The organism is Synechococcus sp. BO 8801, from assembly GCF_002252675.1.
Lineage (GTDB): Bacteria > Cyanobacteriota > Cyanobacteriia > PCC-6307 > Cyanobiaceae > Cyanobium.
Genome location: NZ_NQKY01000013.1, coordinates 1 through 23248 on the forward strand (window position 1 = coordinate 1; position 23248 = coordinate 23248).

29 protein-coding genes, 1 tRNA gene and 1 pseudogene are annotated in these 23248 nt (G+C 71.9%); 15 read left to right on the plus strand and 16 right to left on the minus strand.

Going from position 1 to position 23248, the window contains the following annotated elements; translation table 11 throughout:
* The 6 genes and pseudogenes from CJZ86_RS16785 to CJZ86_RS10465 form a co-directional block, all read right to left on the minus strand.
* A pseudogene (locus CJZ86_RS16785) lies at positions 1–382 on the minus strand (hypothetical protein); the annotation flags it as partial.
* Positions 379–786 (minus strand): Mini-ribonuclease 3, encoded by a 408-nt coding sequence (locus CJZ86_RS10445; RefSeq protein ID WP_094585890.1) that lies wholly within the window; start codon positions 784–786, stop codon positions 379–381. The gene CJZ86_RS10445 and the pseudogene CJZ86_RS16785, both read right to left, overlap by 4 nt.
* A gap of 16 nt (positions 787–802) precedes the next feature.
* Positions 803–1186 (minus strand): STAS domain-containing protein, encoded by a 384-nt coding sequence (locus CJZ86_RS10450; protein ID WP_094585891.1) that lies wholly within the window; start codon positions 1184–1186, stop codon positions 803–805.
* Positions 1187–1254: 68 nt separating this feature from the next.
* On the minus strand, positions 1255–2451 hold the full coding sequence (gene carA, locus CJZ86_RS10455; RefSeq protein WP_233133968.1) for a glutamine-hydrolyzing carbamoyl-phosphate synthase small subunit: 1197 nt from the start codon (positions 2449–2451) through the stop codon (positions 1255–1257).
* Positions 2448–3488: an anthranilate phosphoribosyltransferase gene (trpD, locus tag CJZ86_RS10460; RefSeq protein ID WP_198960119.1), complete on the minus strand. Its 1041-nt coding sequence runs from the start codon at positions 3486–3488 to the stop codon at positions 2448–2450. The genes carA and trpD overlap by 4 nt, the downstream gene beginning before the upstream one ends.
* A 183-nt stretch (positions 3489–3671) precedes the next feature.
* A complete protein-coding gene (locus tag CJZ86_RS10465) occupies positions 3672–3980 on the minus strand; it encodes a DUF3288 family protein (protein ID WP_094585892.1) in 309 nt (102 codons plus the stop codon).
* 68 nt (positions 3981–4048) lie between these two features.
* On the opposite strand from CJZ86_RS10465, the gene CJZ86_RS10470 reads away from it, so the two are divergent.
* The 7 genes from CJZ86_RS10470 to CJZ86_RS10500 all read left to right on the plus strand — a co-directional run bounded on the left by CJZ86_RS10470 (position 4049) and on the right by CJZ86_RS10500 (position 7855).
* A complete protein-coding gene (locus tag CJZ86_RS10470) occupies positions 4049–5797 on the plus strand; it encodes an ABC transporter ATP-binding protein (RefSeq protein WP_094585893.1) in 1749 nt (582 codons plus the stop codon).
* A gap of 98 nt (positions 5798–5895) precedes the next feature.
* Positions 5896–6177 carry a hypothetical protein gene (locus CJZ86_RS10475; RefSeq protein WP_094585894.1) on the plus strand — a complete coding sequence of 94 codons (282 nt, stop codon included), beginning with the start codon at positions 5896–5898 and terminating at the stop codon, positions 6175–6177.
* A gap of 24 nt (positions 6178–6201) precedes the next feature.
* Positions 6202–6918, plus strand: coding sequence for a peptide-methionine (S)-S-oxide reductase MsrA (msrA, locus tag CJZ86_RS10480; RefSeq protein WP_094585895.1), 717 nt, complete (start codon positions 6202–6204; stop codon positions 6916–6918).
* 11 nt (positions 6919–6929) lie between these two features.
* The gene (locus CJZ86_RS10485; protein WP_094585896.1) at positions 6930–7238 is read left to right on the plus strand and encodes a hypothetical protein; all 309 of its coding nucleotides are present in this window, start codon (positions 6930–6932) and stop codon (positions 7236–7238) included.
* Complete coding sequence (locus CJZ86_RS10490) at positions 7235–7414, plus strand: hypothetical protein (RefSeq protein ID WP_094585897.1); 180 nt, start codon at positions 7235–7237, stop codon at positions 7412–7414. The genes CJZ86_RS10485 and CJZ86_RS10490 overlap by 4 nt, the downstream gene beginning before the upstream one ends.
* Positions 7411–7767 carry a hypothetical protein gene (locus CJZ86_RS10495; protein WP_094585898.1) on the plus strand — a complete coding sequence of 119 codons (357 nt, stop codon included), beginning with the start codon at positions 7411–7413 and terminating at the stop codon, positions 7765–7767. Before CJZ86_RS10490 ends, CJZ86_RS10495 begins: the two co-directional genes overlap by 4 nt.
* A 14-nt stretch (positions 7768–7781) precedes the next feature.
* Positions 7782–7855: transfer RNA gene (locus CJZ86_RS10500), tRNA-Pro, on the plus strand.
* A gap of 119 nt (positions 7856–7974) precedes the next feature.
* On the opposite strand, the gene CJZ86_RS10505 is transcribed toward CJZ86_RS10500, so the two are convergent.
* Both CJZ86_RS10505 and CJZ86_RS10510 read right to left on the minus strand, forming a co-directional pair.
* Positions 7975–8229 carry a hypothetical protein gene (locus CJZ86_RS10505; protein ID WP_094585899.1) on the minus strand — a complete coding sequence of 85 codons (255 nt, stop codon included), beginning with the start codon at positions 8227–8229 and terminating at the stop codon, positions 7975–7977.
* A gap of 121 nt (positions 8230–8350) precedes the next feature.
* Positions 8351–9289, minus strand: a complete 939-nt coding sequence (locus tag CJZ86_RS10510; protein WP_094585900.1) for a 3'-5' exonuclease — start codon at positions 9287–9289, stop codon at positions 8351–8353.
* A 134-nt stretch (positions 9290–9423) separates the two neighbouring features.
* Here CJZ86_RS10510 and CJZ86_RS10515 point away from each other — a divergent pair, with 134 nt between their 5' ends.
* Together CJZ86_RS10515 and CJZ86_RS10520 are read left to right on the plus strand one after the other, a co-directional pair.
* On the plus strand, positions 9424–9888 hold the full coding sequence (locus tag CJZ86_RS10515) for a peroxiredoxin (RefSeq protein ID WP_094585901.1): 465 nt from the start codon (positions 9424–9426) through the stop codon (positions 9886–9888).
* A 34-nt stretch (positions 9889–9922) separates the two neighbouring features.
* A complete protein-coding gene (locus tag CJZ86_RS10520) occupies positions 9923–10666 on the plus strand; it encodes a DUF1350 family protein (RefSeq protein WP_094585902.1) in 744 nt (247 codons plus the stop codon).
* A 24-nt stretch (positions 10667–10690) separates the two neighbouring features.
* Here the strand turns inward: CJZ86_RS10520 and acs are convergent, their stop codons facing one another.
* Entirely contained in the window at positions 10691–12664 is a 1974-nt protein-coding gene (gene acs / locus CJZ86_RS10525) for an acetate--CoA ligase (protein ID WP_094585903.1), read from the minus strand.
* A 79-nt stretch (positions 12665–12743) separates the two neighbouring features.
* Between acs and CJZ86_RS10530 the strand changes: the two genes are divergently transcribed.
* The 3 genes from CJZ86_RS10530 to CJZ86_RS10540 all read left to right on the plus strand — a co-directional run bounded on the left by CJZ86_RS10530 (position 12744) and on the right by CJZ86_RS10540 (position 14297).
* Complete coding sequence (locus CJZ86_RS10530) at positions 12744–13196, plus strand: TspO/MBR family protein (protein WP_094585904.1); 453 nt, start codon at positions 12744–12746, stop codon at positions 13194–13196.
* Between the two features lie 115 nt (positions 13197–13311).
* Positions 13312–13623 carry a hypothetical protein gene (locus tag CJZ86_RS10535; protein WP_094585905.1) on the plus strand — a complete coding sequence of 104 codons (312 nt, stop codon included), beginning with the start codon at positions 13312–13314 and terminating at the stop codon, positions 13621–13623.
* Between the two features lie 14 nt (positions 13624–13637).
* Positions 13638–14297, plus strand: coding sequence for an HAD family hydrolase (locus CJZ86_RS10540; protein WP_094585963.1), 660 nt, complete (start codon positions 13638–13640; stop codon positions 14295–14297).
* Between the two features lie 7 nt (positions 14298–14304).
* Here the strand turns inward: CJZ86_RS10540 and sds are convergent, their stop codons facing one another.
* From sds to CJZ86_RS10565, 5 genes are all read right to left on the minus strand, one after another.
* Complete coding sequence (sds, locus tag CJZ86_RS10545) at positions 14305–15276, minus strand: solanesyl diphosphate synthase (protein ID WP_094585906.1); 972 nt, start codon at positions 15274–15276, stop codon at positions 14305–14307.
* Positions 15277–15313: 37 nt separating this feature from the next.
* Positions 15314–16138: a glutamate racemase gene (gene murI / locus CJZ86_RS10550; RefSeq protein WP_094585907.1), complete on the minus strand. Its 825-nt coding sequence runs from the start codon at positions 16136–16138 to the stop codon at positions 15314–15316.
* A complete protein-coding gene (locus CJZ86_RS10555; protein WP_094585964.1) occupies positions 16135–17235 on the minus strand; it encodes an N-acetylmuramoyl-L-alanine amidase in 1101 nt (366 codons plus the stop codon). The genes murI and CJZ86_RS10555 overlap by 4 nt, the downstream gene beginning before the upstream one ends.
* 6 nt (positions 17236–17241) lie before the next feature.
* Positions 17242–18060 carry a carbon-nitrogen hydrolase family protein gene (locus tag CJZ86_RS10560; RefSeq protein WP_094585908.1) on the minus strand — a complete coding sequence of 273 codons (819 nt, stop codon included), beginning with the start codon at positions 18058–18060 and terminating at the stop codon, positions 17242–17244.
* 61 nt (positions 18061–18121) lie between these two features.
* The gene (locus CJZ86_RS10565) at positions 18122–18877 is read right to left on the minus strand and encodes a 2-phosphosulfolactate phosphatase family protein (protein WP_094585909.1); all 756 of its coding nucleotides are present in this window, start codon (positions 18875–18877) and stop codon (positions 18122–18124) included.
* 126 nt (positions 18878–19003) lie between these two features.
* Between CJZ86_RS10565 and CJZ86_RS10570 the strand changes: the two genes are divergently transcribed.
* Together CJZ86_RS10570 and CJZ86_RS10575 are read left to right on the plus strand one after the other, a co-directional pair.
* Positions 19004–20518: a UbiD family decarboxylase gene (locus tag CJZ86_RS10570; protein WP_094585965.1), complete on the plus strand. Its 1515-nt coding sequence runs from the start codon at positions 19004–19006 to the stop codon at positions 20516–20518.
* A complete protein-coding gene (locus CJZ86_RS10575; RefSeq protein ID WP_094585910.1) occupies positions 20518–20964 on the plus strand; it encodes an RrF2 family transcriptional regulator in 447 nt (148 codons plus the stop codon). The genes CJZ86_RS10570 and CJZ86_RS10575 overlap by 1 nt, the downstream gene beginning before the upstream one ends.
* On the opposite strand, the gene ubiG is transcribed toward CJZ86_RS10575, so the two are convergent.
* Complete coding sequence (gene ubiG, locus CJZ86_RS10580) at positions 20933–21718, minus strand: bifunctional 2-polyprenyl-6-hydroxyphenol methylase/3-demethylubiquinol 3-O-methyltransferase UbiG (protein ID WP_233133969.1); 786 nt, start codon at positions 21716–21718, stop codon at positions 20933–20935. The genes CJZ86_RS10575 and ubiG overlap by 32 nt on opposite strands.
* Between ubiG and CJZ86_RS10585 the strand changes: the two genes are divergently transcribed.
* Positions 21693–22436 (plus strand): TIGR04283 family arsenosugar biosynthesis glycosyltransferase, encoded by a 744-nt coding sequence (locus tag CJZ86_RS10585; RefSeq protein ID WP_094585912.1) that lies wholly within the window; start codon positions 21693–21695, stop codon positions 22434–22436. The two genes, ubiG and CJZ86_RS10585, sit on opposite strands and share 26 nt — an antisense overlap.
* A 31-nt stretch (positions 22437–22467) precedes the next feature.
* Here CJZ86_RS10585 and CJZ86_RS10590 read toward each other — a convergent pair whose 3' ends face one another.
* A complete protein-coding gene (locus CJZ86_RS10590; protein ID WP_094585913.1) occupies positions 22468–23154 on the minus strand; it encodes a DUF547 domain-containing protein in 687 nt (228 codons plus the stop codon).
* Positions 23155–23248 lie beyond the last annotated feature (94 nt).

The following is a 23248-nucleotide window of genomic DNA, read 5'->3' on the forward strand; positions in this document are numbered from 1 at the left end:
GGACGAAGCGGTCCCCAGGGCGCCGATCGCGGGTCGGCCGGCCGCCGCCGCCGCGGGAGTCGTCGGGGCGATCGGCGCCGGGGCGGCCCTCAAAGGGTCGACGGCCATAGGGGCTGCCGCCGGCTCGATCGGGGCCACCTGAGCGCTCGCCACCCCGCTCACCGCCCCTCTCAACGCCACGATCCCGATCGAAGGGGGGCCTGTCACGGCTGTAGCCCTCTCCGGGGCGGCGGGGGCGGGCGGAGCCGGAACCGCGGCTGACGGGGCGCCCGCCGGCACCGGAGCCGAGACGCCGGGGGGTCCGGTCAGCGCCGGGGTCGGAGCGGCGGTCAGGACGACGGTCGGGGCGACGGTCGCCGCGGCGGTCAGGGGAGGGACTCATGGGCTGGCGGATGGGGAACGGGGTTCGGTCTTCTCGAGATGGTCCAGCAGCTCAGCCAGCCGTCTGGGGTCCTGCAGAAAAAGCCATCCCAGCATCGTCTCAAATCCCGTGGCCTGCCCATAGGCCTGGGGCGCGCCGCGGCGGGGACCCCGCCCGGCCTGGTTGCGGCCGCGCAGGACCAGGCGGCGTTCCGCTTCGCTGAGCAGGGGATCCAGTCGCCGCAAGGCCTCGGCCTGGGCTTCGGCCTGCACTTCCGCCACCACCGCTCGGTGCAGATCGGCGGCCCGGGCCGGCTGGCGGCAGTGGCGCAGCCGCTGGTGCAGTTCCCAGACCGCATCCCCCAGCCAGGCCAGCTGGGCCGTGGCGAGTTCCGTTGATGGTGCCTGGGGGGGCACGGAGGCCATCCAGTGGCCGGGCCCCTCAGGCGGGGGCGAGGCTGCCAAGGGCGGACTCCAGATCGGGTTGCAGGTGCAGGAAGGCTTCCAGGCGCACCAGCTTGACCGTCTGGACGACCCGGGCGTTGCCGACGACGATGAACTGGCGGGAGCTGTCGTTGAACAGTTTGGCCAGCTGCACCAGGGCGCCGAGTCCGGAGGAGTCGATGAAATCGATCCGGCTCAGGTCGATGACCACCGGGAGGGTCTCTCCCTTGTGGCGGTCCGTGATGAATTCGGTGAACTGCTTGTCGGAATAGGCGTCCAGCTGCCCCGTGAAACTGAACAGCAGGCACGCATCCCGCCGTTCGCTGCCCCCTCTCAGGGAGACGGTCAGTCGCTGCAGGTCGGTGATGGCCCCAGTCCTCAAGGAGTTGAACGCGCCGAACTGTAGAGACCCCGATCCAGAATGCGGGAACCGCAACGAAACGTGCCGATTCAGCGACGTTCCGCCATCAACGCCACGAACCGGGCGAAGTGGTGGTCGGCGTCGTGGGGACCGGGGCTGGCCTCCGGGTGGTACTGGACACCGAAGACAGGCTGGTGACGCAGGGCCAGGGCCGCCACGGTGCGGTCGTTGAGGTTGAGGTGGGTGATCCGCACCCGCTCGGCCGGCAGGGAGGCCGCATCGAGGGCGAAGCCGTGGTTCTGGCTGGTGATCTCCACCGAACCGGGCGAGCCGCAGGGGTGGTTGAGGCCGCGGTGGCCGTAGCCGAGCTTGAAGCTGCGGCCCCCCAGGGCCAGGCCGAGGATCTGGTGGCCCAGGCAGATGCCGAAGACAGGCAGCTGGGGCTGCAGAAGCAGGTCCCTGGCCAGGGCGATCCCTTCGGCCACGGCGGCCGGGTCGCCGGGGCCGTTGGAGAGGAACACCCCCTCCGGCTCCAGGGCCAGCACCTGCTCCAGGGTGGCGTCCGCCGGCAGCACGGTGACCGCACAGCCATGGGCCACCAGGCGCTCGAGGATGGCGCGCTTGATGCCGAAATCGATCGCCACCACCCGGTAGGGACGGTCGGGAGAGGCCTGGAGCCTGGCGTCGAAGGCGGCCGCGCAGCTGCGGTCCCAGGTGTAGGGCTCCCGGGTGCTCACCTGGGCGGCCAGGTTGAGTCCGTCCATCGAGGGGGCGGCCCGCACCCGCTGCAGCAGCGCGGCTGGGTCGGTGCCGTCGCTGGCGATGGCGCCGTTGAGGGCGCCGCCTTCCCGCAGGTGGCGCACCAGGGCCCGGGTGTCGACGCCACGGATGCCCACCACCCCCTGGCGGACAAGCCAGTGGTCGAGGGTCTCCTGGCAGCGCCAGCTGCTGGGCCGGGGGGCGAGCTGGCGCAGGATGCAGCCGCGGGCGTGGGCGTGGTCGGCCTCCAGGTCCTCGCCGTTGACGCCGGTGTTGCCGAGTTCCGGGTAGGTGAAGGTGATCAGCTGGCCGGCGTAGCTCGGATCGGTGAGCACCTCCTGGTAGCCGGTCATGCCGGTGTTGAACACCACCTCGCCGCAGACGCTGCCGCGGGCGCCGCAGGCCAGCCCCCGCAGCACGGTGCCATCGGCCAGAACGAGCACGGCCGGCGTGTCGCCGTCGCTGCGGGGGGTCTCGGGGGCCGCCTGTGGGGTGTCCAGGGGGGCGTCGGCAGGAATCCCGATCATCCTTCAGAACCCGCCAGGGCGCCGCGCAGCGCCTCCAGCCTGGCCCAGGCGCTGCCGTCGCCCAGGGCCTGGCGGGCCCGTTCCAGACCCGCGGCGATGGACGGCTCCAGCCCGGCGGCCCAGAGCACCAGGGCGGCGTTCAGGGCCACCACATCGGCCTGGGCCCGGGTGCCGCCGCCCTGCAGGACCGCCTCGAGGATGGCGCGGTTGGCGGCCACATCCCCGCCCCTGAGGGCCTCCAGATCCGCCGGGGCCAGCCCCAGCGCCGCGGGGTCGAGCCAGTCGCTGCGCACCTCACCGTCCTCCAGCAGCCGCAGCTCGCTGGGACCCGAGAGGGTGGCCTCATCGAGGCCGCCGTGGCCGTGGACGACGACGGCGCGCCGCTGGCCGAGCCGGCGCAGGGCGTCGGCCATCGGATCGAGCAGGTCGGGGCGGGCCACCCCGAGCACCTGGGCCTCGGGCGTCAGTGGATTGACCAGCGGTCCGAGCAGATTGAACACGGTGCGCACGCCGAGGGTGCGGCGCAGGGGGGCCATGCCCACCAGGGCGGGATGCCAGCCCGGGGCGAACAGGAAGGTGACGCCGGTGCGCGGCAGGGCCTCCACCACCGTGGCCAGGGGAGCCCGCAGGTCCAGGCCGAGGGCCTCGAGCACGTCGGCCGACCCGACCCGGCCGCTGGCGCTGCGGTTGCCGTGCTTGGCCACATGGGCACCGCAGGCGGCGGCCGTGAAGGCCACGGCGGTGGAGATGTTGAAGCTGTCGGCGCCGGCCCCGCCCGTGCCGCAGGTGTCGATCAGCTCCAGCGGCGGCCGCTCGCCCGGCAGGGGACAGGCCTGCCGCAGGACGGCGGCCATCGCCGCCAGTTCCTCGCCGCTGGTGCCCTTGGCCCGCAGGGCGGCCAGCAGGCCTCCGGTGAGCACCGGATCGATGCTCCCGTCCAGCCAGCCCCGCATCAGGGCGGCGGCCTGCTCGGCCTGGAGATCCCGGCCGTTGAGGAGCTGCTCCAGCAGCTGGGGCCAGGTGGGGGAGGCGGACATCACCGAACGCTGAAGCATCAGCGGCAACTTACGGGAGTCCGGCCAGCGACAGGAACGGGGGACAGGAGCGCAAGAAAAAAGCCCGGGTGCAGAGCACGCCGGGCCGGGTGATGGGGACGCCACCACTATCGCCCGAAGTGGGCCGTTCTGACCAACGGGGTCCAACCGTCCCGCCGCCGCCCCTCAGCCGGCGTCGTCGGAGGAGGTGTCGAAGCCCGAGCCCACCGCTTCGGCCACCGGTGCGGCACCGGGCCGGAAGCCTGCCGCCCAGATGGCCCGGGTGCGGGCGTGGAGCGTGCCGACTTCCAGACCCCAGAGCCGCAGGACCCGCTCGAGGTCGTCGCGGATGTCGGCGGCTCCGGGGAAGCCCGCGTAGCGCATCTGCAGCCGGGCCGCATCCACCAGGTGGCCGTCCTCAGGCCGCTCCACCGCCAGCAGCCGGTCGACCGTCTCCCGGTCGATGGCATGGAGGGGATGGTTCTGGTCGTCCATGGCCCGGGCGGCCCGGGGGCCAGGGGAGTGATGCCTAGGTTAGGGACCCCCTTGCCCCGCCTTCCTGCATGGCTGCCCTGCGGCTGGATCTGATCGGGCGGTACCTCCGGCCCCACAGACGCACGGTGCTGGTGGGGGCCGCCGCCCTGGTGGTGGTGAACCTGCTGGGGGTGGCGATTCCGCTGGTGGTGCGGCAGTCGATCAACGAGCTCAAGCCCGGCTTCGTGCTGGCGGACGTGCTCGGCGTGGCCGGACTGATCATCGTGATGGCCACGGTGATGGGGGCCACCCGGCTCTATTCCCGGATGCTGGTGTTCGGCGTGGGCCGCCAGGTGGAGGCGAGCCTCAAGGAGCGGATCTTCGACCACGTGCTCACCCAGGACCCGGGCTGGGTGCAGACCACCGGCAGCGGCGAGGTGATCAGCCGGGCCACCAGTGATGTGGAGAACATCCGGCGGCTGCTGGGCTTCGCCCTGCTCAGCCTCACCAACACGGTGCTGGCCTATGCCCTCACCCTGCCGGCGATGCTGGCGATCGACCCGCTGCTGAGCCTGGCGGCGGTCTCCCTCTATCCCGGCATGCTGATGGTGGTGCGCCTGTTCGGCGGCCGCATGATGAAGCAGCAGCGGCGCCAGCAGGAGGTGCTGGCCAACCTCAGCGACCTGGTCCAGGAGGACCTCAGCGGCATCGGCGCCATCAAGATCTACGGCCAGGAGGCCACCGAGGAGAAGGCCTTCGCCGACCTCAACAAGGTCTACCTGGACGCCCAGCTCTCCCTGGCGCGCACCCGCAGCACCCTGTTTCCGATGCTCGAGGGGATCGCCTCCCTGAGCCTGCTGCTGCTGCTGGCCCTGGGCAGCGGCCAGCTGGAGAGCGGTCGGCTCAGCATCGGCGATCTGGTGGCCCTGATCCTGTTCGTGGAGCGCCTGGTCTTCCCGACGGCCCTGCTGGGATTCACCCTCAACACCTTCCAGACCGGTCAGGTGAGCCTGGAGCGGGTGGAGTCCCTGCTCAGCCATCCCCCCGCCATCGTCTCCCCCGCCGATCCCCTGCCCCCGGCCCGGCCGGCGCTCGGGGCCGTCGTGGCCCGGGGGCTCACGGTTCGCTACCCGGGGGCCGGGCAACCGTCCCTCGAGAACCTCAGCTTCACGATCCACCCGGGGGAGCTGGTGGCGGTGGTGGGTCCGGTGGGCTGCGGCAAGACCACCCTGGCCCGGGCCCTGGGGCGGATGGTGGAGGTGCCGCCCGACCAGCTGTTCCTCGACGGCGTCGACGTGACGCGGCTGCGGCTGAGCGACCTGCGCCGGCAGGTGGCCCTGGTGCCCCAGGAGGGTTACCTGTTCACCGCGAGCCTGGCCGACAACCTGCGCTACGGCGACCCGGAGGCCGGCATGGACCGGGTCGAGGAGGCCGCCCGCCAGGCACGCCTGGAGGGGGACATCAAGGGCTTCCCCGACGGCTACCGCACCCTGGTGGGGGAGCGGGGTATCACCCTCAGCGGCGGCCAGCGCCAGCGCACCGCCCTGGGGCGGGCCCTGCTGGTGGACGCCCCCCTGCTGGTGCTCGACGACGCCCTGGCCAGCGTCGACAACACCACCGCCGCGGGCATCCTGCGCTCGGTGCGCGAGGAGCAGCGGCGCACGGTGGTGATGATCAGCCACCAGCTCTCGGCGGCGGCGGCCTGCGACCGGATCCTGGTGCTGGAGGCGGGCCACCTGGTGCAGGAAGGCCACCACAACGACCTGCTGCAGCAGGAGGGCACCTACCGCCGGCTCTGGGACCGGGAGGAGGCCGTCCGCCAGCTCCAGGCCGCCTGAGGCGGTTTCTAACAGTTGTTGAGCAGCCCGCATCCAGGGCGCCGGCTGGGCTTATCTGGAAACGCCGTGGTTTCCCCAACGCCTGCCACGCCGTCCCCATGGCCCCCACCCCGTCGTTCCTCAGCCAGCAGCCGTACAACATCCGCTGCACCCTGACCTTCGGTGACATCTACGGCCAGGTGCTGGTCTGGATGGCGGTGATCTTCGTGAGCCTGGCGGCGGGTCTGGCCCTGATGGGGGCGAGCAGGCCCCTGTTCGCCCTGGTGGGGGTGGGGCTGATCCTGGTGCTGTCGCTGCCCTTCCTGCTGTTCGCCTTCATCACCACCCTGCTGAACCACATCGCCCTGGTGCCGCAGCAGGACCAGCAGGGCGCTGCCTAGGCTGGTTTCCCCGCAAAAACCCCCTTGTTCGGCCTCTTCAGCAGCCCTGCGAGCGACACCAGCCCAGCCGGCAGCGGCAGCCTGCATGCGGTTCTCGGCACCCCCCTGACGGCCCCGCCGGCGGCGGGCCAGGCGGAGGCCCAGTTCGGCTGCGGCTGTTTCTGGGGGGCGGAAAAGGGCTTCTGGCGGCTTCCCGGGGTGGTCAGCACCGCCGTGGGATACGCGGGCGGCCAGCTCGCCTCCCCCACCTACGAGCAGGTCTGCAGCGGCCGCAGCGGCCATGCCGAAGTGGTGCGGGTGGTCTGGGACACCGCCCGGGTCTCCTTCGCCGACCTGCTCAAGCTGTTCTGGGAGTGCCACGACCCCACCCAGGGCAACCGCCAGGGCAACGACCGGGGCAGCCAGTACCGCTCGGCCATCTACGTCGACGACCCGGCACTGCTCGCCCTGGCCGAAGCCAGCCGCGGTGCTTACCAGGCCGCCCTCGCGGCCGCCGGCGGAGGCACCATCACCACGGAGATCGCCAGCGGCCAGCGCTTCCACTTCGCCGAGCCTTACCACCAGCAATACCTGGCCAAGCCCGGCAGCCGGCCCTACTGCTCCGCCCAGCCCACCGGGATTCCCCTGGGCGACTTCCCCGGTGCCACCTACCTCCTTCCCGCCCGCGTGTGGGAAAGCTATGACTGGGCCATCCCCCATTGCGTCCTTCGCGGCGACAATGCGCCGATCGCCCTCGCCTGACCGGTTCCGCCATGGCCGCCCCCCCGCTGCTCGCGCTCGGACTCCTGCCGCTGCTGGCGATGCAGTCCCCGTGGTGGGAGAACTACGACATCCGCGAACGGTTCCTCTGCGGTGACCGTTTCTCGGTGGTCCTGGAGCGCAACGCGTCCCAGGCGTCCCTGATCGCCGGCCGCACCCGCGCCACCCTGTTCCGGGAGGCGTCCGACGCGCCGGGCCTGCGCTATCAGAACGAGTCCCTGCGGGTGATCCTGCGGGGCGATGAACTCACCCTCGAGCAGCTGCCCACCAAACGGGTCTGCGTGCGCAGCGAACAGGTATGAAGCCCCTCTCCGATCGGGTCGTGATCGTGGCCCTGATCGCCGCGGTGGGGATCTGTTTCGCCCTGGCCTTCTGGACCGTGCGCCTGAACCCCTCCGGCGAGCCTCCGCTGCAGTGGCGCCAGGGGGGCCCCAGTGCCCTGCTGCCGGGAGCCCCGGCGCCGGCCTTCCTTTCGTGAGAGACCCCGCCGAGGAGCAGGAGCAGCCGAAGCGCCAGTTGCATCCGCTGCCCAGGGGCCTGGTGGAGCTCTACGGGCTGCTGGCGGTGCTGTTCGTCCTGGTGCCCGAATGGATGGCCGGTGGGGCCCTGAAGGGCTTCCCGGAGGGGCGTGAAGGCTCCGAGCTGCCCCTGCCGTCGATGGCCTGGCAGCGGCTGCCGGAACTGCAGCTGGCCTCGATGGGGCTGGCGGAACTGCGGCTGCTGGCCCGTCGCGAGCGGCTGCGGGGGTACACCACCATGGGTCGCCAGCGGCTCACGAACCGCCTGATGCGACGGCTCTCCAGGCGGCGCGGGACCCCCAGGACGCTGTGATAGCTTCATTCCGCCGGGGCGTAGCGCAGCTTGGTAGCGCACCACTTTGGGGTAGTGGGGGTCGTGGGTTCAAATCCCGCCGCTCCGATTCAGCCGGTCCTCCGAACGTTCGCCTCCCGCGAACACCGGTGGTTTTCCTTCCCGTCAGCTGATCCTGTCAGCTGATTTTTTTTGCCCATCTCCAGTGTCCCGGGGCCTCGCCGGGCCTCAGCGCAGGCGGGTGAGCACGTTGAAGCGCACCAGCCAGAGGTTGACCCGGCGCCGCAGCCGGGGGGGCACCTCCTGGACCAGCTGGAACAGCTCCTGGGAGGCCAGCCGACGCAGGGCCCGCACATCGACCCGCCAGAGGGCTTCCGCCTCCCGGATCAGCCGGGCCCAGGTGCGGGCCGTCTGCCAGCGGCGCACACTCTGCTGGGCGGGGTCAACGCCATCCACGGAGCCGATCGGCGGCCGGGTGACCATGACTCCGACGCCGAAGAACACTCCAAGGGTGGGGAGGCTGGGCTGGAGCGCCCAGGATCCCCGGTTCTGCTTAAAGCATCGAAACAAAAACGGAAGATTCCCGGCCCAACGGCCGCCGGCCTCAGGCGCTGTGGGCCAGCCCCTCGGCGGCGATCGGATCCGCCACGAGCTGGACGGGGAAGGGCAGCGCCTCCGCTTCACGCCGGCTCAACCGGCGGCTCCAGGCCCGCGGCACCGCCTCGTTCCAGCGGAAACCGGCCTCCCTGGCCCGGTGGCGCTCGGCGTAGGGAAGGTCCGCCCGGTAAAGGCTGCGGGGCTCCAGGGCGGTCAGCAGCAGCGCCTCCAGATCGACGCAGCGCTCGAACACCTGGGCCAGGTAGATGCAGTCGGTGAGGGCCCGGTGGGCGGCCCACACCGGCACCCCGTAGGCCAGGGCCAGATCACGGACCGAGGGGGCACTGCGCAGCTGGCGCTCGGCCGGCCAGCGGATGTCCTCCATCGAGCAGATCCAGGGGCGATCCAGGGACGGCAGGGGCCCCAGACCGAACCACTGGCGATCGAAGGCGGCGTTGTGGGCCACCAGGGCGTCACAGGCGGCAACCATCGCCAGGAAACAGTCCAGGGCCTCCTGCCGGGGCTGCTCCAGCCGGGTCACGGCGGCGGGAATGCCATTGATGGCCTCGGCGGCGTTGGCCGGGCAGGGCAGCAGGAAGGACACCTGGGAAAGCACCGCCCTGTGGGGCACGTGGAACAGGATCGCCCCCACTTCGATGCACTGCCCCTGGAGGGTGGAGAGGCCGGTGGTCTCCGTGTCCAGGATCAGCAGGGTCTCGGGCCCCCGCGGCAGGGCCCGCTGGGGACGCCCTGCGCAGGCGGGAAGGGAGATGGGCACCGGGCGAGGCGGTTCGATGGGGGTCTGGAGGGCCGATGGGGCCGATCGCTCTGACGGTGGCGCGGGGGGCGGCACCGGGGCAGCCGCAGGCGCTGAGGCAGCCGCGGGCTCCGGGGCGGCCAGGCCCAGCAGGTCGTTCTGCTGCCAGAGACCGGGTTGCTCCTGCATCGGCGTCATGCGCTCGCTGATCCATGGTCGCAAGTCGGGCAAGGTCCCATCGCCCCCATCCCCCCGACCCGGTGCCCGTCCTCGCCGGTGCCGGCTTCCTAGGGTTGGCGGATCCTGCCTGCGTCCCCCGCTCCGTGGCCCCAGCCCTCGCCCCCGGCGACACCGCCCCCCTGATCGCCCTCCCCGACCAGGACGGCAGCGAACGCCGCAGCGACCGGCTGGAGGGCAAGGCCCTGGTGCTGTTCTTCTATCCCAAGGACGAGACCCCCGGCTGCACCATGGAGGCCTGCGCCTTCCGGGACAGCTACGCCGACCTGCAGGCGCTCGGGGCCGAGGTGTGGGGCGTGAGCGGCGACGATGCCGCCAGCCACCGGCGCTTCGCCAACCGCCACCGGCTTCCCTTCCCGCTGCTGGTGGATGGGGGCAACCGGCTGCGCAAGGCCTTCGGTGTGCCCAGCGTGCTGGGGCTGCTGCCCGGCCGGGTCACCTACGTCATCGACGGCACGGGGGTGATCCGCCACGTGTTCAACAACCTGCTGGACGGGCCGGCTCACCGGCGCGAGGCCCTCGACGCCCTGCGCGGCCTCCAGGCCTCCTGAGGCCGCTCGCGATCCAGCACGGGGGGAGAGGACGATGACGGCGTGGCGACAGCAGGGAGAGCTCTGGCGGCTGGAGCCCACGGGCCGGCCCCGGGGGCTGATCGAGTTCATCGGCGGCAGCTACCTGGCGGCCTCCCCCCAGCTGAGCTATCGCCGCTGTCTCGAGGCCCTGGCGGCCCGGGGCTGGCGCATCCACGCCTGGAGCTACGTGCCCGGCTTCGACCACCAGGCCCAGGCCAACGCCGCCTGGCGGCTGTTCCGCCAGCAGCGGGAACGGGAGCTGGAGCCGCTGGCCCCCGGCGGGCCCGCTTCCCCCCTGATCCGGCTGGGCCACAGCCTCGGCTGCAAGCTGCATCTGCTCGCCCCCGACGGCGGCCGCCGCTGCGATGGCCTGGTGGCGCTCAGCTTCAACAACTTCTCGGCCGAGCGCTCGATCCCCTTCCTGGCGGAGCTGGGCCAGCAGTTCCGCTTCCGCAGCGAGTTCAGCCCCTCCCCGGAGGACACCCTGCGGCAGATCGGCAGCAGCTACAGCCAGCCCCGCAACCTGGTGGTGCGCTTCAGCCGCGACACCATCGACCAGAGCGGCCGGCTGATCGGCGTGCTGCAGGCCAGGGCCGGCGATGCCTCCAGCCTGCTGGAGCTGCCGGGGGACCACCTCACCCCGGCCAGCGGCGGCCTGCGCAAGCAGTTCCTGGGGGAGTGGGCCGATGATCCGGCCCGCCAGCGGTCCATGGAGCGGCTGGCCGAGCAGATCAGTGCCTGGTCCGGGACGGCCTGAGGCCACCCGGCCAGGCCTGCGCCCTCACACCCTCAGGGCATCGAGCACGGAACGGTCCTCCAGGGTGGAGGTGTCGCCGCTGACGTCCTCCCCCGCCGCCAGGGAGCGCAGGATGCGCCGCATGATCTTGCCGCTGCGGGTCTTGGGCAGGGCATCGGTGAAGCGGATCACGTCCGGCCGGGCGATCGGGCCGATCTCCAGCCCCACGTGGCGGCGCAGCTCGGCCTCCAGGGCCGCATCGCCATCCACACCCACATCGAGGGTGACGAAGGCGACGATCCCCTCCCCCTTGAGCTCGTCGGGCCGGCCCACCACCGCCGCCTCCGCCACCGAGGGGTGGCTCACCAGGGCCGATTCGATCTCCATCGTGCCCAGCCGGTGGCCGGAGACGTTGATCACGTCATCAACCCGGCCCATCACCCAGAAGTAGCCGTCGGCGTCGCGGCGGGCGCCGTCGCCCGCGAAGTAGAGCCAGCTGCCGTCGGCGGGGCGGATGTGCTCCCAGTAGCTGCGCCGGAAACGCTCCGGGTCGCCGTGGACGGTGCGCATCATGCCCGGCCAGGGCCGCCGCACCGCCAGATAGCCCCCCTGCCCCGTCGGCACGCTGTTGCCCTCAAGATCCACCACGTCGGCGGCGATGCCCGGCAGGGGCAGAGTGGCGGAGCCGGGCTTGGTGGGGGTGGCCCCGGGCAGGGGGCTGATCATCACCCCACCGGTCTCCGTCTGCCACCAGGTGTCCACCACGGGGCAACGGTCGCCGCCGATGACATCCCGGTACCACATCCAGGCCTCCGGATTGATCGGCTCACCGACGGTGCCGAGGATCCGCAGGCTGCCCATGTCGTACTGGTCGGGCACCGAACGGCCGCTCTTCATGAAGGCCCGGATCGCGGTGGGGGCGGTGTAGAAGATCGTCACCCTGTGTTTCTGGATCACCTCCCAGAAGGCCCCGGGCTTGGAGGGGCGCGGCGCCCCCTCGTACATCAGCGTGGTGGCGCCGTTGGAGAGGGGCCCGTAGACGATGTAGCTGTGGCCCGTGATCCAGCCCACATCGGCGGTGCACCAGTGGATGTCGTCCTCACGGATGTCGAAGATCCACTGGAAGGTGAGGTGGGCCCAGAGGTTGTAGCCGGCGGTGGTGTGCACCACCCCCTTGGGCTTGCCGGTGGAGCCGGAGGTGTAGAGCACGAACAGCCGGTCCTCGCTGGCCATGGGCTCGGCCGGGCAGTCGGCGCTCTGGCCGTCCACCAGCTCGTGCCACCAGACATCGCGGCCGGCCTCGAAGCCGGTGGCCTCGCCGGTGCGCCGCACCACCAGCACATGCTCGACGCTGGGGCACCCCTCCGCCAGGGCCTGGTCCACGGCGGGCTTGAGCGCCACGGCCTTGTCCTTGCGGAAGCCACCGTCAGCGGTGATCACCAGCTTCACCTGGCCATCGATCAGGCGGTCGCGCAGGGCCTCGGCCGAGAAGCCACCGAACACCACCGAGTGGGGGGCACCGATGCGGGCGCAGGCGAGCATGGCGATGGCCGCCTCCGGCACCATCGGCATGTAGAGGGCCACCAGATCGCCCTTGCCGACGCCGAGGGCCTTGAGGGCGTTGGCAGCGCGGCAGACCTCGGCGTGCAGCTCGCGGTAGGTGAAGGAGCGGCCGTCGCCCGGCTCCCCCTCCCAGATCAGGGCCGTCTTGTCGGCGCGGGGGCCGTCGAGATGGCGATCCAGGCAGTTGTAGGAAAGATTCGTTGTGCCCCCCTCGAACCAGCGGGCGAACGGGGGGTTGCTCCAGTCCAGCACCGTGTCGAAGGGCTCGAACCAGTGCAGCTCCCGGCGGGCCGCCTCGCCCCAGAAGCCGTCCGGATCGGCCGCGGCTTGGGCCGCCAGGGCGTCGTAGGCCGCCATCGAGCCGATGCGGGCCTCGGCGGCCAGCGCCGGCGGCGGGGCGAACTGCCGCTCTTCCTGGAGCACCGACTCGATGGTGGGCGAGGAGTCCTGGGTCATGGCAAGGCCTGCCGGGCAGGCTGGGGCATGGTGCATTCAACCGCAGCCGGGCCACGCTGGAGGACTCCGCCCCCCTCCCATGCCCGCCTGGCTGACGATCCTGCTGGTGATGGGGCTGGTGATCGCCGTCCTCACCCCGAGCCGCCAGCAGTTCGCCTGGTTCCTGCGGCTGCGGCGCCCCCGCTGGCTCACCTTCGAGCGCTGGATCCCGCTGATCTGGTCGCTGATCTACCTCTGCTTCTACGCCTCGGCCCTGCTGCGCTGGGGAGCCGGGGGGGCGGCGGCGCCGCTGGCCATGGCCGCCTACCTGGTGCTGCTCGTCCTGGTGCAGAGCTACACGCTGCTGATCTGCCGCACGCGCCGAGTGGCCTGGGGAACGGCGGCGGGCCTGGCCGGCTGGATCTGGGGGCTGGCCCTGACCCTGGCGACGCTGACCATTTCCCCGACAGCCGCTCTGCTGCTGGTTCCGTTCCTGCTCTGGAGCCCGATCGGCACGTTCGTCACCTGGCGGATGCAGCGGCTGAACCGCTGAACACGTCGCGCCCAGGAGCGCCTGGCCGGGCGATCAGGGCTGCTCATCCCTGCTTGGCAAGATCGGCCGGCGGCGTTAGCCAGGGAACGACCCCACGGGACTGGAGCGGAAGGCCATGGAGGAGCAGCCGATCACGCCCCATGCCGGCCCGACGCTCGACGCCGACGGCAACCTCACCTACGTGGGGGACGACGGTCGCCGCTACGTGGTGGGTCTGCCGCCGGACATCGATGAGGACAACGTCGAGAAGGTGATGACCCTGCTGCGGGGCGGCACGGCCCTGTTCCAGCAGATCGAGGGGCTCTGCCAGCGCTGGATCAGCGAGGTGAGCGGCAGCGAACTCGATGAGCGGGCCGCCCTGGTGCTGCTGCTCACCACCCTGGAGACCGCCCTGGAGGATCGCTACCCCGAGACCGATCCGTCCTGATGCAGGCTGGTGGGATGCCCCAGCGACCCGCCGCCTGCCTGTTCGATCTCGACGGTCTGCTGCTGGACACCGAGCCCGCCCATGCCCAGGCCTGGCAGGCGGCGCCCAGCCGCTTCGGTCGCCCCCTCGATGACGCCGAACTGCTCAGCCTGCGCGGCCGCCGACGCCTGGACTGCGCCGGCCAGGTGCTCCAGTGGATCGCCGCCGCGGGCGGGCCCCGCCTGAGCGAGGAGGAGCTGCTGGCGGTGCGCCAGCCCATCGCCGAGGCCCTGCTGGCCTCCGCCCCGGCCATGCCCGGTGCCGAGGCCCTGGTGCGGCGCTGCCGGGCCCTGGACATCCCGATGGCGCTGGCCACCAGCAGTGCCCGCCCGGCGGTGGCGATCAAGGTGGCCCCCCACCCCTGGATGGCCCTGATCGACGTCAGGGTCCATGGCGACGATCCGGAGCTGGGGGACGGCAAGCCCGCCCCGGATGCCTTCCTGCTGGCGGCCCGGCGCCTCGGTGTGGCAGCGACCGCCTGCTGGGCGTTCGAGGACTCCAGCGCCGGTGTGGCCGCCGCCCTGGGGGCCGGCTGCCGGGTGCACGTGCTGCCGCCGCCGGGGGTGAGCTGCCGGGCCTATCCCGAGGGGGTCATCTGCCTGAACTCGCTGGAGGAGGTCCGGCTGGATCCCTAGGGCCGGATCAGTAGAGGCGGCTGAGGACGAATTCCGGCAGGGCCCGCAGGGCGCTGCGGGGCTCGGAGGGGGGCAGCCAATCAATCGCCTCGTGGGCCTCGCGGGCGAAGCCTTCGGCCAGGGCCCGGGAACGGCCGATGGCCTCGCAGCCGCGCACCATCGCCAGGGCCTGGTCGAGGTCGCCGGCCTCGCAGAATTCGCGCTCGATCAGCCCCGCCAGGGCGGGCCGCTCCTCGAGCGCATAGAGCACCGGAGCGGTGAGGTAGCCGGAGGCCAGGTCGCTGGCGGCGGGCTTGCCGAGCTGCTGGTCGCTGGCGGTGAAATCGAGGATGTCGTCGACCACCTGGAAGGCCAGGCCCAGCTGGCGCCCGAAGCGGTAGAGGGCATCCAGGCGCGGCTCGCTCAGGCCGGTGAGCACCCCGGCCGCCCGGGCGCTGTTGGCGATCAGGGAGGCGGTCTTGCAGTAGCTCTTCTCGAGGTAGGTCTCGAAGCTCTGGCCCGTGTCGTAACGGAACAGGCCCTGGCGCACCTCGCCATCGGCGAGGTCCATGATCACGCGCGAGAGCAGCTTGACGACATCGAGGTCGTCGAGGTTGGCGAGGTGCCAGCTGGCCTGGGCGAAGAGGAAATCACCGGCCAGCACCGCCACGCGGTGGTTGAAGCGGCTGTGCACCGTGGCCACCCCCCGGCGGGTGGCGGCCCCGTCGACCACGTCGTCGTGGACGAGGGAGGCGGTGTGGATCATCTCGGTGATCTCCGCCAGCCGCCGGTGGCGGGGGCTGAGCCCACCGTCGGGAGCGATGGCCCGCGACAGCAGCAGCACGATGCCCGGCCGCAGCCGCTTGCCGCCGGCCGCGAACAGGTGCTCGGCGGCCGCCTGCAGAATCGGATGGCCGGCGCCGATCAGGCTGCGCAGGTCGGCCAGCAGGGCATCGAGGTCGGACTCCACCGGCTGGAGCAACTCTGCAACCGTCGCCACGTCACCTCCACGATGAAAGGATCCTAGGGGCCGTGCCTCAATAGGCGCGGGTGGGCGACTGGAGGCTGACGCTGCGCACCGCCGGCCGGCTGCCAAGCCAGGCGGCGGCCGCGCTGGCAAAGGCGTCGGCGGGGCCGGTGACACAGAAGCGGGTGCGCTGCAGGGGCGGCCGCACCGACTCCCCCGCCTGGTCCACCTCGGGGGAATCCCCCAGGCTGGCCAGCAGCGGTCCGAGGCGCTGGGCGGCCGCCAGGGCCGGGTCCACCAGCTGCACGTCGGGGGGCAGCAGCTCGGCCAGCAGCGCCCGCAGCAGCGGGTAGTGGGTGCAGCCGAGCACGATCGTGTCCACGTTCGCCGCCAGCAGCGGGGCCAGGTAGCCGGTGGCGGCGGCACGCAGCTCCGGAGCCTGCAGGTCGCCCGCCTCGATCAGGGGCACGAAGGCGGGGCAGCCCACCTCCAGCACCCGGGCCGAGGGGCGGCAGGCCTGGATCGAGCGCCGGTAGGCACCGCTGGCGGCGGTGGCCGGGGTGGCCAGAACCCCGACGTGATCGCTGGTCAGCTCGCTGGCCAGGCTGTCGATCAGCCCCACCACCGGCACGCCCGCTTCCGCCACCGCCACGTCGAGGGCCAGAGCGTTGGAGGTGTTGCAGGCCATCACCAGCACCCCCACCCCCTGGAGCCGCAGCCAGTGCACCACCTCCGAGGCGATCGCACGGATCTCCTCCTTCGAGCGCTGGCCGTAGGGGACCCGGGCCGTGTCGCCCAGGTAGAGGCAGGGGGAGTGGGGGTAGAGGGCATGGACCTGGCGCAGCACCGTGAGGCCCCCCAGGCCGCTGTCGAACAGGCCGACGAGGAGGCTCAAGAGGCCCCCTGGAGAAAGTCGAGGATGCCGGCGCTGATCGCCACGGCCATCCGGCGCCGGAACCCGGGATCGGCCAGGCGCGGGGCGTCGATGCGTCCGGTGACGAAGCCCATCTCCGCGAGGGCCGCCGGCATCACCGTGCGGCGGATCACGAAGAACCGCCCCGGTCGGGCGCCGCGGTCGGGCGTGCCCGGCGAGATCGCCATGATCCGGGACTGGATCGCCTGGGCCAGCCGCTGGGAGCTGCCCGACTGGAAATAGAACGTCTCGACGCCGTTCACATCGGGGCGGGCCATGCTCAGGGCGTTGGCGTGGATGCTGACGAACACGTCGGCATTGCTGCTGTTGGCCAGCGACACCCGCGGCGGCAGGTCGACGTCCACTTCCGAGGTGCGGGTCAGGAGCACCTGCACCCCCCGGGCCTGGAGCAGCTGGGCCACCTGCAGGCTCACGTCCAGCACCACATCGGTCTCCCGCAGTCCGCCAATCCCCACGGCCCCCGGATCGGGGCCGCCGTGGCCAGGGTCGATCACCACCCGGAAGCGGCCCCGGGGCACCACCGGCAGCCCGTCAGGGGAGATGGGGCGGCCGGAGGTGGCCCGGCCGCTGCTGCCGAAGCCTGAGGGGCGGGAGGCGGTCCAGCTGGAGGTGGGCGCCTCCATGTCGCCCTCGCCGACGTTGCGGGTGAAGCCGCTCAGGGGCAGGCCGGTGAGGGAGAGGCGCCAGCGGTCGCGGGATGTGCCCACCAGGCGCAGCTGACGGGGATCGAGGCGGGTGCCGGGCCTGAATTCCAGCACCAGCCGCGTGGTGCCGGGATCGGGCCGGCCGATGCGCACCTCCCGCACCAGGCCGCCGACGGGGACCGAGCGGCTGCGCTGGGGGGCACCCGGCAGATCCACCCACACCCGGGGCCCGGTGACACCGGAGCCCTCCTCGTAGAAGGCCTGCAGCCGCACCCCCGGGGAGGTGCGCAGCTCCAGCACCCCCTCCCGGCTCAGGCGCCAGGCGGACAGGGCACTCGCCGCCCTGGCCGGAAGGGCCCCAAGCACCAGGGGCAGGGTCAGCAACCAGGCGAATCGCGCCGCACGCACTCCCATCACCACTCAGAACAACGCCGGATGGCGGTGCTGGAGGCTCGGCATCTGGGCACGGACCCTGGCCTCGTGGGCCATGTCGACCGGGGCCATCGCCAGGCCCGGCTCCACGCCGGCATCCGCCATCACGGTGCCCCAGGGGTCGATCACCAGGGCATGGCCGTGGGTCTGGCGGCGGCCGTAGTGGAGGCCCGTCTGGGCGGGGGCGAGCACGTAGGCGGTGTTCTCGATGGCCCGGGCCTGGAGCAGCACCTGCCAGTGGTCCTTGCCGGTGTAGGCGGTGAAGGCCGCCGGGATCATCAGCAGCTGGGCCCCGGAACCGGCCAGCTGGCGGTAGAGCTCGGGGAAGCGCACGTCGTAACAGATCGAGAGGCCGACCCGGCACAGGCCCGGCACGTCGACCACCGGCGGCGGCTCGTGGCCGGGCTGCACCGTGGCCGACTCCCGGTAGGTGATGCCGTCCGGCAGGTCCACATCGAAGAGGTGGATCTTGTCGTAGCGGGCCAGGAGCTGGCCCTCCCGGCCCACCAGCTCGGCGCGGTTGAAGGTCTGGCCCTCGCCGGCCGGCACCGGGAAGCCGCCCCCCAGCAGGGTGACCTGGTAGCGGCGCGCCATCGTGACCAGGAAGCGGCTGCAGCGCTCGGCCAGGATCGGTGCCAGCTCCAGCCGGCGGGCGTCATCGCCCATGAAGGCGAAGTTCTCCGGCAGGCCGACCAGGTCGGCGCCGCGGCGGGCGGCCAGCTCGATCAGCTCCTCGGCCGCCGAGAAATTGGCGTCCGGGTCCGGCGTGCTGGTGAGTTGCAGGGCCGCCGCCAGAAAACTGCTCACCGCCGGACCGCTCCAAGACCGGCGAATCGTAAGGGACCCGCCAAGGGGGGCAAGGAGAGCTTCAGCTGGCCCTCAGCACCCCGGGTTCGGCCTGGATCGGCACGATCTCCAGGCTGTCGACGGCGGCGCAGCAGGCGAAGTCGGCGTCGTGGTTGCCCAGCCCGATCAGGCGCTGGCCATGGCTGGCGCTGCGCAGGCAGGTCTCGGTGTCATGGCGCCACTGCTGCCAGAGGGCGAGGGCGGCCAGCATCTCGTCGTTGGCGCAGCGGACCCCCATGTGGGGCGCCACCGCCTGCTCGATGGCCGCCGAGGCCACCGCCCCCGCCGCCAGGCTGTCCTCGAGGGAATAGTCCCCCTCCCAGCCGCTGCCCACGATCCAGACCCGCAGGGCCTGGCGTTCGATCAGCCGCCGGGCCACGGCGGTGCGGTTGGGCAGGCAGGCGGTGAGCAGCAGGGGCACGTCCCGGACCCGGTCGAGGGAACGGGTGCCATTGGTGGTGCTGAGGAAGATGCGCTTGCTCTCCACCCGCTCCCGGGTCACCGCCAGGGGGGAGTTGCCCAGGTCGTAGCCCTCCACGCGCTTACCGCCGCGTTCACCGGCCCGCAGCCGCCGGGCGGCCGGCCAGTCGGCGGCGGCGGCTTCGAGGCTGCCGAGGTCGGCGAAGGCCTGGATCGCCTCGGCCCCGTTCTCCAGGGCCCAGGCGATCGTGGTGGTGGCCCGCAGCACGTCGATGACCACGGCGGCGTCCGGGCCGTCCTCTTCGGGGGGCAGCAGGGGGGGAACCGCTTCGGAGGTGTGGAAATAGGAGAGCAGCACGGAACGCGATCGTCACGGGGGTGCGTCACAGTAGGCAGCAGCTCGACGGCGCAGGACGACGTGGCGGGGGTGGTGGCAGACGGGATCGGCAAAGCCCTGGGCCGGCAGCGCAATCTGCGCGATTTCATGGGCCTGCTGGAAAGGCGCGGCCAGCTGCGGCGCATCACGGCGCCGGTGGATCCGGACCTGGAACTGGCGGCGATCGCCGACCGGGTGCTGGCCATGGGCGGCCCGGCCCTGCTGTTCGAGAACGTCATCGGCTCCCCCATGCCGGTGGCGGTGAACCTGATGGGCACCGTGGAACGGGTGCTCTGGAGCATGGGCATGGAGCGGCCCGAGGAGCTCGAGGCCCTCGGCGAGAAGCTGGCCCTGCTGCAGCAGCCCCGGCCCCCCAAGGGCCTCAAGGAGGTGATGAAGTTCGGCGGGGTGTTCTGGGACCTGGTGCGGGCCCGGCCCGACCTCGACCTCACCCCCCCCTGCCACCAGCAGGTGCTGAAGGGCGAGCAGGTGAACCTCGATCAGCTGCCCCTGCTGCGCCCCTGGCCGGGGGACGCGGGCGGGGTGATCACCCTCGGGCTGGTGATCACCAAGGACCCGGAGACCGGGGTCCCGAACGTCGGCGTCTACCGGCTGCAGCGCCAGTCGATCAACACGGCCACCGTCCACTGGCTGAGCGTGCGGGGCGGGGCCCGGCACCTGCGCAAGGCGGCGGCCCTGGGCCGCAAGCTCGAGGTGGCGGTGGCGATCGGCGTCCATCCGCTGCTGGTGATGGCGGCGGCCACGCCGATTCCGGTGCAGCTGAGCGAATGGCTGTTCGCCGGCCTCTACGCCGGCGAGGGGGTGCGGCTGGCCCGCTGCAAGACCCTCGATCTGGAGGTGCCCTCCCACAGCGAGGTGGTGCTGGAGGGCACGATCACGCCCGGGGAGGTGCTCCCGGACGGCCCCTGCGGCGACCACATGGGCTTCTACGGCGGCGAGGAGGACTCGCCCCTGGTGCGCTTCCACTGCGTCACGCAGCGCCGTGACCCCATCTTCCTGACCACCTTCAGCGGCCGCCCGCCGAAGGAGGAGGCGATGCTGGCGATCGCCCTGAACCGCATCTACACGCCGATCCTGCGCCAGCAGATCCCGGAGATCGTCGATTTCTTCCTGCCGATGGAGGGCCTCAGCTACAAGCTGGCGGTGATCGCCATCGACAAGGCCTATCCGGGCCAGGCCAAGCGGGCGGCCATGGCCTTCTGGAGCGCCCTGCCCCAGTTCACCTACACCAAGTTCGTGGTGGTGGTCGACAAGTCGATCGCGATCCGCGACCCGCGCCAGGTGATCTGGGCGATCAGCGCCCAGGTGGATCCCCAGCGGGACTTGTTCGTGCTGGAGGACACCCCCTTCGACTCGCTCGACTTCGCCAGCGAGCGGCTGGGGCTGGGCGGCCGGCTCGCCATCGACGCCACCACCAAGATCGGCCCGGAGAAACGGCACGACTGGGGCCAGGCCCTGGGCCGGGATGCCGCCCTGGAGGCCCGGGTGGATCGCCGCTGGAGCGAGCTGGGCCTCGACGATCTGGGCCGGGGCGAGCCCGATCCCGCCCTGTTCGGCTACACCCTGGAGCACGTGCTGGAGCGCCTCGCGGCCGGCCGCTGATGCTGCGCCGCAGCGGCATCTACGCCCTCAAGGCCCTGCTGGAGCTGGCCCTGGATCCGCCGCGCTGGCAGTCGGTGAGCGCCCTGGCCGAGGCCCAGGACCTGCCCGGCCCGATGCTGGAGCAGCTGATGCTCAAACTGCGCCGGGCCGCCCTGGTGGAGGCCCGCCGGGGCCGGCAGGGGGGCTACCGGCTGCGGCGTCCGCCCGCGGAGGTGCCCCTGGCGGCGATCCTGGCGGCAGTGGAGGCCCCGGCCGGCAGCCTGATCGCCCTGGGTGAAGGGGAGGAGGACCCCCGCCCCAGCGACCGGGTGACCCGGGTGCTCAACCGCCGGCTGGTGCAGGCCCTGGAGCGGGAACTGGACCAGCTCACCCTGGAGGACCTGCTCTTCGACCTGCGCAGTGCCAGGGCCGCCTTCAGCGAGTCGGGTGGCCTGCTGCTGGGCTGAGGCCGGCCACACCGATGAACATGACGGCCAGGTCCTGGTCGAAGCCCACCTGGAAACCGCCGGTGCGGCGGTAGTGGATCAGCCGGCCGAGGGTGCGCAGCGGACCGCGGCCGAACAGGTCCATGCCCCGCATCGTGATGGCGCTGAAGCCGCTGGCCTCCAGCCAGCGCCGCAGCTCCGCCGGGGGCACGAACCGCCGCCAGTCGTGGACGCCGGCAGGGATCAGCCGCAACAGCGTCTCCAGCAGCCAGATCATGGTGAGCCTGGAGCGGAAGGTGCGGTTGATGGTGTCGAAGCAGACCGTTCCTCCGGGGGTGAGCACCCTGGCGATCTCGGCGATCACCGCCTCGGGCCAATCCACATGCTCCAGCACATCGACGCAGACCACCACATCGAAGCTGCCGGCGGCGAAGGGAAGCTCTTCGGCGATACCCACCTGATAGGCGATCTCCAGACCCGAGGTGGCCGCATGGCTGCGGGCCGCCGCGATGCAGGGGGCGGAGCGGTCGATGCCCGTGACAAGGGCGCCCCGACGGGCCAGGAATTCGCAGGTGTAGCCACCGCCGCAACCCACATCCAGAACCCGCAGATTCCGCCAGTCGGAAACGAACTGATCGAAGAAGAGAAAGCGAAGCGGATTGAGTTGGCTGAGGGGAAAGATCGTCGCCGACTCTTCCCACCAGCAGGCCGCCTGCTGATCGTAGAATGCAAGATTGTTGCGCAGCAAGGTGACGGCAAGGTCGGTCTCGATCATTATCCCGACCCTCAACGAAGCCGGCCATCTTGGGCGCACCCTGCAGCAGCTGGAGGTCCTCGATCCGGCGGCCGCCGAAGTGATCGTGGTGGATGGCGGCAGCACCGACGCCACCCTGGCCAGGGCCCACGTGCACGGCTGCCGCGTGATCCGTTCGCGACGGCCGGGGCGGGCGGTGCAGATGAACCAAGGGGCGGCGGCGGCCCGCGGCGAGATCCTCTGCTTCCTCCATGCCGACACCCTGGTCCCCTCGGATCTGGTGCAGCTGGTGAGGGCCACCCTGGCCGACCCGACCATCAGCGGCGGCGGCTTCCTGGCCCTGATGCGGGGCGGTGACCGCACCCGCTGGGGCGTGAGCCTGCACAACGCCCTCAAGACCCACTACGCGGCCCTGCTGTTCCGGCCCCACCGCTATCTGCTGAACGGCTTCCGGGTCCTGTTCGGCGACCAGGCGATGTTCTGCCGCCGCAGCGACTTCGTGCGCTGCGGCGGCTTCGACGAGCGCCTGCCGATCATGGAGGACGCCGATCTCTGCACCCGGCTGGGCCGGCTGGGCCGCATCCGGCAGCTCAACCGGGTGGTGGAGACCTCCGACCGCCGGGTGGCGCGCTGGGGCTCCTGGAAAGCCACCGGCATTTACCTGGCGATCGGCCTGCTCTGGGGCCTGGGGGTGCCGGCAGCGCGGCTGAAGCGCATGTACGGCGAGATCCGGGATTGAGGCTCAGCGTCTGGCGGCCGGTGACTGACGCTCAGCCGTTGAGGGCCCAGTCGTAGGGGAGCCAGGCGATGCGGACGTCGGCCGGCAGATCCAGGTCCGGCCGGTGGCGGCCCACGTAGGCGGCGATCGAGGGGGCCTCCGCCAGGAAGTCCCGGCGATACCACTGGAAGATCCGGCTGCAGTGCAGGGTGCGGCGGGCCGGTTCGAAGCGCAGCTTCAGCGGGTTTCCCAGGAACCGGCGGGCGTCCTCTTCCAGCTGCGCCGCGATCCGCTCGGGGCGATAGGCCTCCGGCCGCAGCAGGGGGCAGCCCCTGGCGGCGCAGACCAGGGCGAAATGGAGGCGGGGGTCAGCGAAGCGGGGCCGCAGCAGGCCGTGCTCGATCCGATCGAGGCTGAGGGACTGCCCCTGCAGGGTGATCACCGGCCGGGAGAAGAAGGCCAGGAACGCCGGCCAGTTGGGCACCCCGGCGACGCTGGGGCGGATCGAGGCCAGCGGCAAGCGGGCCAGCACCTGGCGGATCACCAGGGCGTTGTAGAGGTTGATCCAGAGGGCGAACGCCTCGGGCCCGGCGCCGGGATCCGGATCGAAGGGGCGCTGCGCCGCCAGCCAGCCCTCCAGCTCCTCCGCGCCCTGCCGTTGCCAGGCGGCGTAATCCACCCGGCCCTCCCCATCGACATGGCGGCGCAGCAGGCCATCCCAGACGGCGACGTCGATCATGGGGCGACCCGTTCGGGCCCCATCGTTCCACGGCCTTGCCCGGGGGCTGGTGATCCGCACCCGAACGGTCGGGGAGGGGATTCCTAGGCTGAAG

Bases quoted from the DNA above. Each gene is read 5' to 3' on its own strand.
- CJZ86_RS10445 (WP_094585890.1), bottom strand. From the start codon at position 786: ATGGCCTCCGTGCCCCCCCAGGCACCATCAACGGAACTCGCCACGGCC.
- carA (WP_233133968.1), bottom strand. From the start codon at position 2,451: ATGATCGGGATTCCTGCCGACGCCCCCCTGGACACCCCACAGGCGGCC.
- trpD (WP_198960119.1), bottom strand. From the start codon at position 3,488: ATGTCCGCCTCCCCCACCTGGCCCCAGCTGCTGGAGCAGCTCCTCAAC.
- CJZ86_RS10465 (WP_094585892.1), bottom strand. From the start codon at position 3,980: ATGGACGACCAGAACCATCCCCTCCATGCCATCGACCGGGAGACGGTC.
- CJZ86_RS10470 (WP_094585893.1), top strand. From the start codon at position 4,049: ATGGCTGCCCTGCGGCTGGATCTGATCGGGCGGTACCTCCGGCCCCAC.
- CJZ86_RS10475 (WP_094585894.1), top strand. From the start codon at position 5,896: ATGGCCCCCACCCCGTCGTTCCTCAGCCAGCAGCCGTACAACATCCGC.
- CJZ86_RS10485 (WP_094585896.1), top strand. From the start codon at position 6,930: ATGGCCGCCCCCCCGCTGCTCGCGCTCGGACTCCTGCCGCTGCTGGCG.
- CJZ86_RS10490 (WP_094585897.1), top strand. From the start codon at position 7,235: ATGAAGCCCCTCTCCGATCGGGTCGTGATCGTGGCCCTGATCGCCGCG.
- CJZ86_RS10505 (WP_094585899.1), bottom strand. From the start codon at position 8,229: ATGGTCACCCGGCCGCCGATCGGCTCCGTGGATGGCGTTGACCCCGCC.
- CJZ86_RS10510 (WP_094585900.1), bottom strand. From the start codon at position 9,289: ATGCAGGAGCAACCCGGTCTCTGGCAGCAGAACGACCTGCTGGGCCTG.
- CJZ86_RS10520 (WP_094585902.1), top strand. From the start codon at position 9,923: ATGACGGCGTGGCGACAGCAGGGAGAGCTCTGGCGGCTGGAGCCCACG.
- acs (WP_094585903.1), bottom strand. From the start codon at position 12,664: ATGACCCAGGACTCCTCGCCCACCATCGAGTCGGTGCTCCAGGAAGAG.
- CJZ86_RS10530 (WP_094585904.1), top strand. From the start codon at position 12,744: ATGCCCGCCTGGCTGACGATCCTGCTGGTGATGGGGCTGGTGATCGCC.
- CJZ86_RS10535 (WP_094585905.1), top strand. From the start codon at position 13,312: ATGGAGGAGCAGCCGATCACGCCCCATGCCGGCCCGACGCTCGACGCC.
- CJZ86_RS10540 (WP_094585963.1), top strand. From the start codon at position 13,638: ATGCCCCAGCGACCCGCCGCCTGCCTGTTCGATCTCGACGGTCTGCTG.
- CJZ86_RS10555 (WP_094585964.1), bottom strand. From the start codon at position 17,235: ATGGGAGTGCGTGCGGCGCGATTCGCCTGGTTGCTGACCCTGCCCCTG.
- CJZ86_RS10570 (WP_094585965.1), top strand. From the start codon at position 19,004: ATGGGCCTGCTGGAAAGGCGCGGCCAGCTGCGGCGCATCACGGCGCCG.
- CJZ86_RS10575 (WP_094585910.1), top strand. From the start codon at position 20,518: ATGCTGCGCCGCAGCGGCATCTACGCCCTCAAGGCCCTGCTGGAGCTG.
- ubiG (WP_233133969.1), bottom strand. From the start codon at position 21,718: ATGATCGAGACCGACCTTGCCGTCACCTTGCTGCGCAACAATCTTGCA.
- CJZ86_RS10590 (WP_094585913.1), bottom strand. From the start codon at position 23,154: ATGATCGACGTCGCCGTCTGGGATGGCCTGCTGCGCCGCCATGTCGAT.